Below are 14856 nucleotides of genomic sequence, written 5' to 3'. Positions count from 1 at the left end.
CCCCGCACGTGACGGAACATCCGCTTCCCTTCCGCGACCCGCAGCTGTCCTTCTCCCGGCGCACCGACGATCTGCTCGGACGGCTCACGCTCGACGAGCGGATCGCGATGCTGCACCAGTTCGCCCCAGCGGTGGAGCGGCTGGGGCTCGGCCCGTTCCGCACCGGACAGGAGGCCCTGCACGGAGTCGCCTGGATGGGCCCCGCCACCGTCTTCCCGCAGGCAGTCGGTCTCGGCGCCACCTGGAACGACGACCTGGTCCGCCGCGTCGGCGAGGCCGTCGGCAACGAGGTACGGGCCAAGCGCGCCCAGGACGACCGTGTCGGGCTCAACGTCTGGGCGCCGACCGTGAATCTGCTCCGCCACCCGCTGTGGGGCCGCGGCGAGGAGGGGTACTCCGAGGACCCGGCCCTCACCTCCGCCATCGCCGTCGCGTACACCCGCGGGCTGCGCGGGGACGACCCCCGCTACTGGCGCACCGCTCCCGTGCTCAAGCACTGGCTGGCGCACAACAACGAGACCGACCGGGACACCGCGTCCTCCTCGGTCCGCCCGCGCGTCCTGCACGAGTACGACCTGCGGGCCTTCCGCGACGCGGTACGGGCGGGGGCGGTGGCCGGCGTCATGCCCGCCTACAACCTGGTCAACGGCCGGCCGAACCACGTCTCCCCGTTCCTGGGGCAGCACCTGCGCCGCTGGACGGACCAGCCGCTGGTCGTCTGCTCGGACGCGGGCGCCCCCTCGAACCTGGTCGACTCCGAGCACTACTTCGACACCCACGAGGAGGCCACCGCAGCCTCCCTGAAGGCGGGTGTCGACAGCTTCACCGACCACGGCACGGACTCCGCGGTCATGACGGGCCGCATCCGCGACGCGCTCGCGAAGGGGCTCATCGACGAGAGCGACATCGACACGGCGGTCCGCCGTCTGCTCGCCATGCGCTTCGCGCTCGGGGAGTTCGACCCGGAGCTCGACCCGTACGCGCAGGCCGACGACCTGGACACCGAGGAGCACCGGGCCCTCGCCCTGGAAGCCGCCGAGCAGGCAGTGGTCCTGCTCAAGAACGACGGCCTGCTGCCCCTGGAGCCGAAGCAGGGCCGGACCGTCGCGGTGGTCGGACTCCTCTCGGACGCCTGCAAGCTCGACTGGTACAGCGGCACGCTCATGCACCGCTCGACACCCCTCGACGGAATCCGTGAACGGTACGGCGCCGAGAACGTCCTCTTCGCGGAAGGCGTGGACCGGGTCCGGTTCGCGTGCTCCGGCGGCTGGCTCCGGGTTCCCGCCGCCGACGGGGCGGCGGACGCGGAGGCGAGGGGTTCGGAAGGCGCCCTCGATCCGGCCCTCCTCGCGGGCCGCACCGACCTGCCCCCGCTGACCTGCGGCGACGAGGCCACCGAACTGGCCCTGGTGGACTGGGGCGACGGCGTCCTCACGCTGCGGACCGACGAGGGGCTGTACCTCTCGGTCGCCGACGACGGATATGTGAGGGCGTCCGCGGACGAGCCGGGCGGCTGGGTCGTCCAGGAGACGTTCCGCCTGGAAGCGGTGGAGGGACACGACGGCGGGCACCGCCTTCTGCACATCGGAACCGGTGGATACGTGTCTGTCGCCGCCGACGGCGCCAAGGTTGCCGAATCCGGCGAGAAGATCTCCCGTGAGGACGCCACGGTCTTCGTGCCGGAGACCGTCGAGCACGGCGCCGACGCCGTGGCCCGGGTCGCCGCGGCCGCCGACACCGTGATCGTGGTCGCCGGCAACGACCCCCACATCAACGGCCGTGAGACCGAGGACCGCACGACCCTCGCCCTGCCCGCCCAACAGGACCGGCTGTGGCGTGCCGCGCACGCCGTCAACCCGCGTACGGTCCTCGTCCTGACCTCCGCCTACCCGTACGCGGTCGGCGACGCGGCCGACGGACTGCCGGCGCTGCTCTGGACGGCACACGGCGGCCAGGCCGCGGGCACCGCGCTCGGCCGTGTCCTCGCCGGCGACGTGTCCCCGGGCGGCCGGCTCCCGCAGACCTGGTACGCGAGCGACGACGATCTGCCCGGCCTGTTCGACTACGACATCATCGGCTCCCGGCAGACGTACCTCTATTTCGACGGCACCCCGCTCTTCCCGTTCGGCCACGGCCTCGGATACGCCGGCTTCGGCTACTCCGCCCTCCACACGGAGGTGGACGGCGAGCGGCTGCGGGTGTCACTGACCGTCACCAACGACGGTGACCGGGCCGCCGACGAGGTGGCCCAGCTCTACGTCCGCGCGGCCGGGCCCGCGGAGTCCGCGACCGCGCGCGAGGGTCTGGGGCGCCGGCTGGGGCAGGGGCTGGGTGAGCCTGTGGAACTGCCACGGCGCAAGCTGGTCGGTCACCGCAGGGTGCACCTCGCGCCCGGCGCGGTGGAGTGCATCCAATTCGAGGTGCCCGTGGATGAGCTGGGTCACTGGAGCGTGGCGCACGGCCGATGGGCCGTGGAGCCGGGCACCTACGAGATCCTCGCCGGCGCGTCGAGTGCGGACATCCGGCTCATCGCGACGGTGATCGTCGACGGTGAGACGCAAGGCCCGCGTCCCGTTGCGGAGCGCGGACTGGAGGCCGTCGACTACGACTGGCAGAAGGACACGCAGATCCTCGACCGTACGAAGACGGAGGGTGACGCCGTGGCCCCCGCCTCCACCGACAGGGAGGGGAGTCTCGTCTACCGGGCGTGCGACTTCGGCGAGGGCGTGGACGGGCTGGCCTTCCTGGTCTCGGGGGAGGGGAGCCTCACCGCGAGCGTGGGCGGGCACAGCTCGGTCCTCCAGTTCCCGGACACCGGCGGACCGTACGACTACCGGACCCTCGACATCGCGCTCGGCCTCCGCGGAGTGCAGGAACTGCGCATCGGCATCGAGGGATCCGTACGCCTCGCCCGCATCGACGTCGTCACCGGCAGGGAGTCCGCATGAAATTCACCGACGGTTTCTGGCTCATGCGTGAGGGCGTCCACGCGTCGTACGCGACCGAGATCCGTGATCTGCGTGTCGAGGCCGACCGGTTCACCGCCTACGCGGCGGTCAAGCGTGTCGCGGCGCGGGGTGACACGCTCAACACCCCGCTGATCACGGTCGAGTGCTTCTCCCCGGCCGAGGGCGTCATCGGCGTACGCGCCACCCACCACGCCGGCAAGGCCCGGAGGGGGCCGGACTTCACGATCCTGCCGGACGACGCCGCGGCACCCGCGGCACGTACCCGACGAGACGGCGCGGTCACGGAACTCACCAGCGGGCCGCTGACGCTGCGCATGGACGGCGACGGGCCCTGGGGAATCACCTTCCTCGACGCCGGGGGACGGCGCCTCACCGGAGTGGACCCGAAGGGCACGGCTTTCGCGACCGCGCCCGACGGGACGCACCACATGATCGCCCGACTGGGCCTGGACGTGGGCGAGAACGTCTACGGCCTCGGTGAGCGCTTCACCCCGTTCGTCAAGAACGGCCAGGCGGTCGACATCTGGCAGGCCGACGGCGGAACCAGCAGCGAACTGGCTTACAAGAACATCCCGTTCTACCTGTCCTCGCGCGGCTACGGCGTCTTCGTCAACCACCCCGGCAAGGTCTCCTTCGAGGTCGGCTCGGAGTCCGTCGGGCAGGTGCAGTTCAGCGTCGAGGACCAGACGCTGGAGTACTACATCGTCGCCGGTCCGACGCCGAAGGACGTCCTGTCCCGGTACACGGCCCTGACCGGCAGACCCGCGCTGCCACCGGCCTGGTCCTTCGGCCTGTGGCTGACCACGTCCTTCTGCACGTCCTACGACGAGGAGACCGTCACCTCCTTCGTCGACGGCATGGCCGAGCGCGGGATCCCGCTGAGTGTCTTCCACTTCGACTGCTTCTGGATGCGCGAGTACCAGTGGTCGGACTTCCTCTGGGACCCGGAGGTCTTCCCCGACCCGGAGGGGATGCTGGCCCGCCTCAAGGAGCGCGGACTGCGCATCAGCATGTGGATCAACCCCTACATCGCCCAGAAGTCGGTGCTGTTCACGGAGGGGGCCGAACACGGTTACCTGGTGCGGCGCCCCAACGGCGACATCTGGCAGTGGGACCTGTGGCAGCCGGGGATGGCACTGGTCGACTTCACCAACCCGGCCGCCCGGGCCTGGTACGAGGACAAGCTGCGTGTCCTGCTGGACCAGGGCGTCGACTGCTTCAAGACCGACTTCGGCGAGCGCATCCCCACGGACGTCGTCTGGCACGACGGCTCCGACCCGGAGCGGATGCACAACTACTACGCACAGGTCTACAACCGCACCGTCTTCGAGCTCCTGGAGAAGGAGCGGGGCGCGGGTGAGGCGGTGCTCTTCGCCCGGTCCGCGACGGCGGGCGGGCAGCAGTTCCCGGTGCACTGGGGCGGTGACTGCTTCGCCTCGTTCACAGCCATGGCCGAGTCCCTGCGCGGCGGGCTGTCGCTGAGCCTGTCCGGCTTCGGTTTCTGGAGCCACGACATCGGCGGCTTCGAAGGAACGCCCGACCCGGCGGTCTTCAAGCGCTGGCTCGCCTTCGGTCTGCTCTCCTCGCACAGCCGGCTCCACGGCAACGTCTCCTACCGGGTTCCGTGGGAATTCGGCGAGGAAGCCGTCGACGTGGCACGGAAATTCACCCTGCTCAAACACCGGCTCATGCCCTACCTCTACGGAGTGGCCGTCGAGGCGCACCGTACGGGCATCCCGATGATGCGGCCCATGCTGACGGAGTTCCCCGGTGACCCCGCCTCCCGCACCCTGGACCGGCAGTACATGCTCGGCCCGGACCTGCTGGTCGCCCCGGTCTTCACGGAGGACGGCGAGGTCGAGTACTACGTCCCCGAGGGCACCTGGACCTCGCTGCTCACCGGCGAGCGCGTCACCGGCCCCGCCTGGCGGCACGAGACACACGGCTTCGACAGCCTTCCCCTGCTGGTCAGGGACGGTGCCGTGCTGCCATGGGGCGCCGACGACCAGCGCCCGGACGGCGACTGGCCGGACGGCCTCACCCTGCGAGTCTTCGGCTCCGGCCCGGACGAGCGCACGGTCACGGTGCCGGACCTGACCGGCGGGCCGGCGGCGTCCTTCCACGTGGTACGGGACGACGCGGGCACGCAGGTCACGGCGCGGGGTACGGAGCGCCCCTACCGGGTGATCGTCGAGGAGTCCGGGGCGGCGGGGGAGGGGACGGAAACGGTCTTCGTCGCCTGACCGTCCGACCGCGACGAGGAGGTGTCGCAGGGGCCCGGTGCGCGCACCGGGCCCCTGCTGCGTCCGGCCCCGCATCGGGCCTGACCGCAGCCCGGGTCATCGCGAGGGCCGTGACGACCCGCGGACCGCGCGGCACCCGCCGCACCGACGGCGGCCGCGGAGCCGCCCTGACCGGGCTCCGGGCGGCCAGGCGTGTACCACGACCGGTTCTTCCGGTTCGCCGTCCTTCCTCCGGCGGGCCCGCGCCGTCGCCCCGCCGCGCGATCACGTACGGGCCCGGCCCGGGCGCACACCGGCGAGCCCCCGACGCGTTCCGGTGTCCGCGGGCGGGAGGGAACCCGGCAGGCGACATCCGGCAGATCCGATGGCAAGATCAATCCAACTCGCTGCCGAAGTCGAGCCGTTGACCGGCCGAACCTTGGAGACCCCATGCCCGCTCGTTCCGTACTGCCTGTCATAGCCACCGCCACCCTCACCGCCGTCGCCGTGCTCACGGGCTGCACCAGCACCAAGCCCTCCGCGTCCGGCGGAACCGGACTGGAGCTGGTGAAGTCCGGCAAGCTCACCACCTGCACGCACCTGCCGTACGAACCCTTCCAGGTCCGCAAGGACGACGCCGTCGTCGGCTTCGACGTGGACCTCGTGGATCTGGTCGCCAAGAAGCTCAAGGTCACCCAGGAGATCGTGGACACGCCCTTCGAAGGCATCCAGAGCGGCGAGGACCTCAACGCCCGCAAGTGCGATCTGGCCGCGGCGGGCATGACGATCACGCCGGTGCGCGCGAAGAACCTGGACTTCTCCGTCGGCTACTTCGACGCCACACAGGCCCTGATCGCCAAGAAGGATTCCTCCTTCACCTCGCTGGCAAGCCTCAAGGGGAAGAAACTCGGGGTCCAGCAGGGCACCACGGGGGAGACGTACGCGCAGAAGAACGCCCAGGGCGTGACGACCGTGCAGTTCGAGGACCTGGCCCTGCTGCTGACAGCCGTGAAGACCGGACAGGTCGACGCCGCGGTGAACGACAACGGTGTGCTCTTCGAATACGTGCGCAAGAACCCGGACACCCAGGTCATCGCCGAGTTCGACACGGGGGAGGAATACGGCATCGGGGTGCGCACCGGAAACGACGCCCTGCGCAAGGAGATCGACACGGTGATCGCCAATGCCAAATCCGATGGCAGTTACGACCGGATCTACAAGAAGTGGTTCCCCGCCGCTCCCAAGAAGTGAGGAAACCGCTACCGATGTCCATGTCCCGCAGACAGCGAACCCGCGCCGTCCGAGGCGTTCAGTACGCTGTCCTCGCTGCTGTACTGCTCGTAGTCGCCCTGGCCGCCGACTGGGGCGAGATCCGACGGGCGTTCTTCGATGTCGGTGTCGCCAAGGCGCAGTTCCCCGACATCATCACCACAGCCCTGCTCAACACCGTGGTCTACACCCTGCTCGGTTTCGGTTTCGGGCTGGTCGCCGGGCTGCTGCTCGCGCTGATGAGGCTGTCGCGCGTCCCGCCGTACCGCTGGCTGGCCATCGCGTACATCGAGTTCTTCCGCGGAGTCCCCGCGCTGCTGGTCTTCATCGCCCTCGGGTTCGGCGTACCGCTCGCCTTCCAGGTCGCGCTCAACCAGTACGTGACCGTGATGCTGGCCCTCGGTCTCGTCGGCGCAGCTTATATGGCGGAGACCATACGGGCGGGAATCCAGGCGGTTCCGAAGGGGCAGATGGAGGCGGCACGTTCACTGGGGATGTCGCAGCCCCGGGCCATGGTGTCCATCATCATCCCGCAGGCCCTGCGCATCGTTCTGCCGCCGCTCACCAATGAACTGATCCTGCTGACCAAGGACTCGTCCCTGGTGTACCTGCTGGGCCTGTCGCTCTCCCAGTACGAACTGGCCAAGTTCGGCCGGGACGCCCTGAACCAGAATCGCAGCCTGACTCCGATCCTCATCGCCGGCCTGTGTTATCTGATCATCACTCTGCCGCTCGGTCACCTGGTCCGGCGGCTCGAAGCACGTACGGCGAAGGCGAGGTGACCGCGGTGAAGGCGGTATCGACGGCAGACGGCGTGGAGGCGGTGAGCGGGCCGGCGATCGACGTGCGGGGCCTGCGTAAGTCGTTCGGCACGCTGGAGGTGCTCGCGGGCATCGACTTCTCGGTCGCACGCGGCGAGGTGGTGTGTGTCATCGGCCCGTCCGGTTCGGGCAAGTCCACGCTGCTGCGTTGCGTGAACCTGTTGGAGGAGCCCACCTCGGGGACGGTCACGGTGGCCGGCGTCGAAGTCACCGACCCGGATGTGGACATCGACAAGGTGCGCCGGCGGATCGGCATGGTCTTCCAGTCGTTCAACCTGTTCCCGCACCTCACGGCATTGGAGAACCTGACGCTCCCCCAGCGGCGGGTGCTCGGGCGCGACAAGGCGGAGGCGGGGCGGATCGCTCGCGAACGGCTGGCCAGGGTGGGCCTGACCGACAAGGAATCCGCCTACCCGGCGCAGTTGTCCGGCGGCCAGCAGCAGCGGGTGGCCATCGCGCGGGCCCTGGCCATGGATCCGGAATTGATGCTCTTCGACGAGCCCACCTCCGCGCTCGACCCGGAGTTGGTGGGGGACGTCCTGGCCGTGATGCGCTCCCTGGCCGACGAGGGGATGACGATGCTCGTCGTCACCCATGAGATGAGTTTCGCCAAGGAGGTCGCGGACCGCGTCGTCTTCATGGACGGCGGAGTCATCGTCGAGGAGGGGGCCCCGGAGCAGGTCATCGGCGCGCCCCGTCATGCCCGCACCCGGTCCTTCCTCGCACGCCTGTTGACTCCGGCCACCGCGGACCTGACGGAGGCGGACGCCGACGGGGCGGGGGAGCGGCCAGACCCGGTGTAGCCGTGCCGCCGGGGCGGAGAGGTGACGCGTGCCCGGGGCCCGGTGGGCCGGAGCGGGACGTCCGTCGTACGCGCGTGGTCAGCACTGTGCGGCGAACTCCACCGAAACCGCCCCGCTCCCGGTGGCCCCGGCCGGTCGTGCTCCGGCTGTCGTCACTGATCGTCCAGGCCCCGCCCCTCCTGTGCCGTCCCGCGTGGCCCCGTCCGTCCCGCAGCCGAACCGCCCCGCCCGTGCGCCGGCCGGCGCCGCCCACCGGACCGGTCACGCCGGCGCCGCGTACAGCCCGTGTGCCCAGGCGTACGGAACGAAGCCGTCCCGGGTGCCCCCACCGGGCACGGTCCGGCCGGCACGGCCACCTCCGTGACCTCGCCATCGGCCGCCTCCGGGCCGCCGCAAGTGAGTCACATCACCCAGAGTGAATAACTCGGCATACATCTCGCCGAATCGGGGAGGGGCCCAGACCGCTGGTGCCGGACCCCGGAACACCGGCGCGTATGTGCTCGGCCGGACCGGTGCGGAGCAATCAGGCACGGAAGGCAGATCACCCCATGTCGGCTTCCCTCTCGTCGGCCCGTTCCACGGCCGCTCCGGAGACCCTCCACATCGACGGCACGTGGCGGGCCGCCGGATCAGGTGCGACCCGCGAGGTCCTCGACCCGGCGGACGCCACCGTCCTCGCCCTCGTCGCCGAGGGCGGCGTCGAGGACACCGACGCGGCCGTGGCCGCCGCCCGCCGTGCCTTCGACGACGGCCCCTGGCCGCACCGGCCGGTCGCCGAGCGTGCCGAGCTGCTACGGAGGGTGGCCGGGCTCCTCCAGCGGGACCGCGAGGAGATCGCGATCACCGAGAGCCGCGACACCGGCAAGACCCTGGAGGAAGGCCGTGTCGACGTCGACGACGTCACAGGAGCCTTCCGCTACTTCGCCGACCTCGTCATGAACGAGAGCGGCGGCCGGGTCGTCGACGCCGGTGACCCCGATGTGCACAGTGTCGTCGTACACGAGCCGGTCGGCGTCTGCGCCCTGATCACCCCGTGGAACTACCCGCTGCTCCAGGCCAGTTGGAAGATCGCCCCGGCCCTCGCCGCCGGCAACACCTTCGTGCTCAAGCCCAGCGAGGTCACCCCGCTCTCCACCGTCCACCTCGTCCGGCTGCTCGCCGAGGCCGGGCTGCCCGCCGGCGCCGCCAACCTCGTCACCGGCGCCGGCGACCCGGTCGGCGCACGGCTCTCCGAACACCCGGACGTCGACCTGGTCTCCTTCACCGGCGGGCTCGCCAGCGGCACCAAGGTCGCCCGGGCCGCCGCGCCCACGGTCAAGAAGGTCGCCCTGGAGCTCGGCGGAAAGAACCCCAACGTCGTCTTCGCCGACGCCTGCGCCACCGACGAAGGCTTCGACACCACCGTCGACCAGGCGCTGAACGCCGCTTTCTTCCACAGCGGCCAGGTGTGCTCCGCCGGGGCCCGCCTCATCATCGAGGAATCCGTCCGCGACCGGTTCGTCACCGAACTCGCCCGCCGCGCCGACGCGATCCGGCTCGGCCGGGGCACCGTCGACGGTGTGGAATGCGGACCGCTCGTCTCCGCGCAGCAGCTCGCCAAGGTCGAGGCGTACGTGGCGTCCGCGCGCGAGCAGGGTGCGATCGTCCGCTCCGGCGGAGCGCGTCCCGAGCCCTCCGGCACCCGGCCCGCGAGCGGCTACTTCTACCGGCCCACCGTCCTGGACGGCTGCCACCGCGAGATGAAGGTGGTCCGCGAGGAGACCTTCGGCCCGATCCTCACCGTCGAGACCTTCCGCACCGAGGAAGAAGCCGTCACCCTCGCCAACGACACCGACTACGGTCTCGCCGGCGCCGTCTGGACCACCGACGCGGGCCGTGCCCGGCGCGTCGCCGGCCGGCTGCGGCACGGCACCGTCTGGATCAACGACTACCACCCCTACCTCCCGCAGGCCGAGTGGGGCGGCTTCGGCAAGTCCGGCACCGGCCGCGAACTCGGCCCCACCGGACTCGCCGAGTACCGCGAGTCCAAGCACATCTACCAGAACCTCAACCCGCGCCCCCAGCGCTGGTTCGCGGGCTGACCGGAAACGGCCCCTCCCCCCCGCCTGTTCGCAGCACCACGCACACGCAAGCACCTTGCAGAAGGAGCAGTGACCGATGCCCCCGTCCCCCAGCACCGCACGCCCCGGACCCGTGGACTACGTGATCGTCGGAGGCGGCACGGCCGGCTCGGTCATCGCCTCCCGCCTCACCGAGGACCCCGATGTCACCGTCACCGTCATCGAAGGCGGCCCCACCGACATCGACCGCGAGGACGTCCTCACCCTCCGCCGCTGGCTCGGCCTCCTCGGCGGCGACCTCGACTACGACTACCCCACCACCGAGCAGCCACGCGGCAACTCCCACATCCGGCACAGCCGCGCCCGCGTCCTCGGCGGCTGCTCCTCGCACAACACCCTGATCAGCTTCAAGCCCTTGCCCGGCGACTGGGACGAATGGGCCGAGGCCGGGGCCGACGGCTGGGACGCCGCCGCGATGGACCCCTACTTCGCCCGGCTGCGCAACAACATCGTGCCCGTCGACGAGAAGGACCGGAACGCCATCGCCCGCGACTTCGTCGACGCCGCCCAGGCGGCGGCCGGAGTGCCACGCGTGGACAGCTTCAACAAGAAGCCGTTCCACGAGGGCGCCGGCTTCTTCGACCTGGCCTACCACCCGGAGAACAACAAGCGTTCCTCCGCGTCCGTCGCCTACCTCCACCCCCACATCGAGGCCGGGGACCGCCCCAACCTCACGATCCTGCTGGAGACATGGGCGTACCGCCTGGAGTTCGACGGCAACCGGGCCACCGGGGTGCACGTACGCACCGAGGACGGCGGGGAGACGCTGCTGCGCGCCGCCCGTGAAGTGATCGTCTGCGCGGGCGCGGTGGACACCCCGCGGCTGCTGATGCACTCCGGCGTCGGACCGGCGAAGGACCTCACCGCGCTCGGTATCCCCGTCGTCCACGACGCGCCGGGCGTCGGCGAGAACCTGCTCGACCACCCCGAGTCGGTCATCGTCTGGGAGACCGACGGCCCCATCCCGGAGAACTCCGCGATGGACTCCGACGCGGGTCTCTTCGTACGGCGGGACCCCGGATCCCAAGGACCCGACCTGATGTTCCACTTCTACCAGATCCCCTTCACCGACAACCCGGAGCGCCTCGGTTACGAGAAGCCCGCGCACGGGGTGTCGATGACCCCGAACATCCCCAAGCCGCGCAGCCGCGGCCGCCTCTACCTCACCAGCGCCGATCCCGAGGTGAAGCCCGCCCTGGACTTCCGCTACTTCACCGACGAGGAGGACTACGACGGCCGCACCCTGGTCGACGGCATCAAGCTCGCCCGCGAGATAGCGAACACCGAACCGCTGGCCCACTGGCTCAAGCGCGAGGTGTGCCCCGGGCCCGGGGTCACGTCCGACGAGGACATCAGCGAGTACGCCCGCAAGGTCGCGCACACCGTCTACCACCCGGCCGGCACCTGCCGGATCGGAGCCGAGGGCGACCCGGCGGCCGTCGTCGACCCGCAGTTGCGCATCCAGGGCCTGGAGGGCATCCGGATCGCCGACGCCTCAGTCTTCCCGACCATGCCCGCCGTGAACCCCATGATCGGCGTCCTGATGGTGGGCGAGAAGTGCGCCGAACTGCTCCGAACGTCCCCGGCCTCCGGAGGCGACGCCCGATGAGCGAAGCCGGTACCCCCGTGTTCAGCGTCCGTAACCTCTGGAAGGTCTTCGGGCCCAAGGCCGACCGCGTCCCCGGCAGCGAACTCGCCGGCCTGTCCTCCGCCGAACTGCGCGAGCGCGCCGGCTGCACCGCCGCCGTCCGTGACGTCTCCTTCGACGTCGAGAGGGGCGAAGTCTTCGTCGTCATGGGCCTGTCGGGTTCCGGCAAGTCCACCCTCGTGCGCTGTCTGACCCGGCTCATCGAGCCCACCAGCGGCACCCTGGCCATCGACGGCGAGGACGTCCTGGCCATGGACACCACCCGGCTGCGCGAACTGCGCCGCCACCGGGCCGCGATGGTCTTCCAGCACTTCGGGCTGCTGCCGCACCGCACGGTCCTCGACAACGTCGCCTACGGCCTGGAGATCCAGGGCCTCGGCAAGGCGGAACGGCGTGCCAAGGCCGCCGAACTGGTGGAGAAGGTCGGACTCGCGGGCCTCGAGGACCGTCGTCCCGCCCAGCTCTCCGGCGGTCAGCAGCAGCGCGTCGGGCTGGCCCGCGCACTCGCCGTCGATCCGTCCGTCCTCCTCTTCGACGAACCGTTCAGCGCGCTCGACCCGCTGATCCGGCGTGAGATGCAGGACGAGGTCGTCCGGCTGCACCGCGAGGAGGGCCGCACCATGGTCTTCATCACCCACGACCTCGGCGAGGCGCTCCGCCTGGGCACCCGCATCGCGCTGATGCGCGACGGAGGCATCGTCCAGCTCGGCACGCCCGAGGAGATCGTGGGTTCGCCCGCCGACGACTACGTACGCGAGTTCGTCCGCGACGTACCACGCGAGCAGGTGCTCACCGTCGCCACCGCCATGCGTCCGCCGGTGCCCGGCGAGGGTGACAGCGGCCCGGCGCTCCGCCCCGGGGCCACCGTCTCCGAAGCCATCGAGGCCGTCGCCCGTTCCGGCGAGCCGGTCGCGCGGGTGACGGAGGGGGGCAGGCTGCTCGGCGTCGTCGACCACGTGTGCCTGCTCGGTGTCGTCGCCGGGGCGGGCGGGGGCCCGGGAACCCGTGAGGTGACCGTCTGATGGCCACCGCCCAAGCCGCCGCCCGAACCGACTCCGGACCCCCGGGGAGCAGGCTGATCGCCGCACTGCGTAACCGGCCCGCCCTCGCCAGGATCATGGCGCTTCTGGTGATCGCCGCCGTCGTCGCACCCTTCGCGCACGCCCGCTGGGGCGGCGGAGCCTGGCCCGGTGCCCTCACCGTCGACCTGGGCGGACCGCTCGGCGAGGTCAACGACTGGATCATCGGCAACCGTGACAGCCACCCGCTGTTCCTCTACTTCTTCGGCCACATCAGCAACGCCGTCGTCCTGTCGGTGCGCGGCGCCTACCTCGCGCTCCTCGCACTCGGCTGGGCCGGTGTCACCGCCGTCGCCGCACTCGTCGCCTGGCGGACGGCCGGATGGCGCCTCGCGCTGACCGCCGGCCTGTCCTTCCTGGTCTGCGGGCTGCTCGGCATGTGGGTGCCGGCCATGCAGACCCTCGCCCTGATGACCGTCGCGGTACTCGCCTCCGTGGCGCTGGGTCTCCTCCTCGGACTGGCCGCCGGCCTGTCGGACCGTACGTTCCGGGTCCTGCGCCCCGTCCTGGACACCATGCAGGTGCTGCCCGCCTTCGCCTACCTGCTGCCCGTCGTGCTGGTCTTCGGCATCGGTGTGCCCGGTGCGGTCCTCGCGACCGTCGTCTACGCGGCTCCGCCGATGGCCCGGCTCACCGCACTCGGACTGCGCGGTGCCGACGAGGGCGTCATGGAAGCCGTGGCCTCGCTCGGCGCGACGGGCCGCCAGCGCCTGCTGAGCGCACGGCTGCCGCTGGCCCGCAAGGAACTGCTCCTCGGCCTCAACCAGACCATCATGATGGCGCTGTCCATGGCCGTCATCGCCTCCGTGATCGGCGCCGGCGGCCTCGGCGACCGCGTCTACCAGGCGCTCTCCTCCGTCGACGTCGGCGCCGCGCTCGCCGCGGGCATTCCCATCGTGCTGCTGGCCGTCGTCCTGGACCGCACGACCGAGGCGGCCGGGCGGAAGGCCGGCACGGAACCCACCGGACCCGCCGCCCTGCGCGGGGTGCGCGGCTGGGGGCTCGCCGCGCTGATCGCCGCGGCCGTCGCCGTGGCGGGCCGCTTCACCGGCGGCCGCGTCTGGCCCGAGGGCGGCGTGGTCGCCATCGCGCAACCGGTGAACACCGCCAAGGACTGGATGGTCGACCACCTCTACACCGGCATCCCCGTCATCGGCGGAACGGCCGACTGGGCCGCCCACTTCACCAGCTGGATCATCGACCCGCTCCGCAGCGGGCTGCAGGGTCTTCCCTGGTGGGCCGTGCTGCTGCTCGTCGCCGCCCTCGCCTGGACCATCGGCACCTGGCGCACCGCGCTCACCGCGGTGCTGGCCATGGCCGCCATCGGGGTCCTCGGCGTCTGGGACCTGTCGATGGACACACTCAGCCAGGTCATCGCCGCCGTCGCCGTCACGCTGGTCCTGGGCTTCGGCATCGCCGTCGGCGCCGCCCGCAGCCGGCGCCTCGAACGGTTCCTGCGACCCGTCCTGGACGTCTTCCAGACGATGCCGCAGTTCGTCTACCTCATCCCGGTCGTCGCCCTTTTCGGTGTCGGCCGCGCCCCCGCCGCCGCGGCAGCGGTCGTCTACGCGCTGCCCGCCGTCGTCCGCATCACCACCCAGGGCCTGCGGGGCGTCGACCCCGCCGCGATGGAGTGCGCCCGCTCCCTCGGTGCCACCAGCGGCCAGCAGCTGCGCCAGGTCCAGATCCCGCTGGCCAGGCCCGCGCTGCTGCTGGCAGTCAACCAGGGGGTCGTCCTGGTCCTCGCGGTCGTCATCATCGGCGGACTCGTCGGCTCCGGAGCGCTCGGCTACGAGGTCGTGTTCGGCCTCGCCCAGGGCGACCTGGCCACCGGTCTCGTCGCGGGCGCCGCCATCGTCTGCCTGGGGCTGATGCTGGACCGGGTCACGCAGCCCACCGCCCGCCGCCGGCCGAAGGAGAGCTGA

At 71.2% G+C, this 14856-nt stretch carries 9 protein-coding genes; all 9 read left to right on the top strand.

What is annotated here, in order from left to right; translation table 11 throughout:
- Positions 1–8: 8 nt before the first annotated feature.
- The 9 genes from ACF1FZ_RS13760 to ACF1FZ_RS13720 all read left to right on the top strand — a co-directional run bounded on the left by ACF1FZ_RS13760 (position 9) and on the right by ACF1FZ_RS13720 (position 14856).
- Positions 9–2948 carry a glycoside hydrolase family 3 C-terminal domain-containing protein gene (locus ACF1FZ_RS13760; RefSeq protein ID WP_391773574.1) on the top strand — a complete coding sequence of 980 codons (2940 nt, stop codon included), beginning with the start codon at positions 9–11 and terminating at the stop codon, positions 2946–2948.
- Positions 2945–5212 carry an alpha-xylosidase gene (yicI, locus tag ACF1FZ_RS13755; protein WP_391773573.1) on the top strand — a complete coding sequence of 756 codons (2268 nt, stop codon included), beginning with the start codon at positions 2945–2947 and terminating at the stop codon, positions 5210–5212. Before ACF1FZ_RS13760 ends, yicI begins: the two co-directional genes overlap by 4 nt.
- A 429-nt stretch (positions 5213–5641) precedes the next feature.
- Positions 5642–6442 (top strand): ABC transporter substrate-binding protein, encoded by an 801-nt coding sequence (locus tag ACF1FZ_RS13750; RefSeq protein WP_391773572.1) that lies wholly within the window; start codon positions 5642–5644, stop codon positions 6440–6442.
- A 14-nt stretch (positions 6443–6456) separates the two neighbouring features.
- The gene (locus ACF1FZ_RS13745) at positions 6457–7242 is read left to right on the top strand and encodes an amino acid ABC transporter permease (protein WP_391773571.1); all 786 of its coding nucleotides are present in this window, start codon (positions 6457–6459) and stop codon (positions 7240–7242) included.
- A gap of 5 nt (positions 7243–7247) precedes the next feature.
- Positions 7248–8084, top strand: coding sequence for an amino acid ABC transporter ATP-binding protein (locus ACF1FZ_RS13740; protein WP_391773570.1), 837 nt, complete (start codon positions 7248–7250; stop codon positions 8082–8084).
- 548 nt (positions 8085–8632) lie between these two features.
- A complete protein-coding gene (locus ACF1FZ_RS13735) occupies positions 8633–10165 on the top strand; it encodes an aldehyde dehydrogenase family protein (RefSeq protein ID WP_391773569.1) in 1533 nt (510 codons plus the stop codon).
- A gap of 76 nt (positions 10166–10241) precedes the next feature.
- Positions 10242–11813, top strand: coding sequence for a GMC family oxidoreductase (locus ACF1FZ_RS13730; protein WP_391773568.1), 1572 nt, complete (start codon positions 10242–10244; stop codon positions 11811–11813).
- Entirely contained in the window at positions 11810–12874 is a 1065-nt protein-coding gene (locus ACF1FZ_RS13725; protein ID WP_391773567.1) for a glycine betaine/L-proline ABC transporter ATP-binding protein, read from the top strand. The genes ACF1FZ_RS13730 and ACF1FZ_RS13725 overlap by 4 nt, the downstream gene beginning before the upstream one ends.
- Entirely contained in the window at positions 12874–14856 is a 1983-nt protein-coding gene (locus ACF1FZ_RS13720; RefSeq protein ID WP_391773566.1) for an ABC transporter permease, read from the top strand. Before ACF1FZ_RS13725 ends, ACF1FZ_RS13720 begins: the two co-directional genes overlap by 1 nt.

The sequence above is a fragment of the Streptomyces sp. NPDC014623 genome (assembly GCF_043088245.1).
GTDB lineage: Bacteria > Actinomycetota > Actinomycetes > Streptomycetales > Streptomycetaceae > Streptomyces.
The sequence above is the reverse complement of the archived record's forward strand: the minus strand, read 5'-3'. Positions and strand labels throughout refer to the sequence as shown.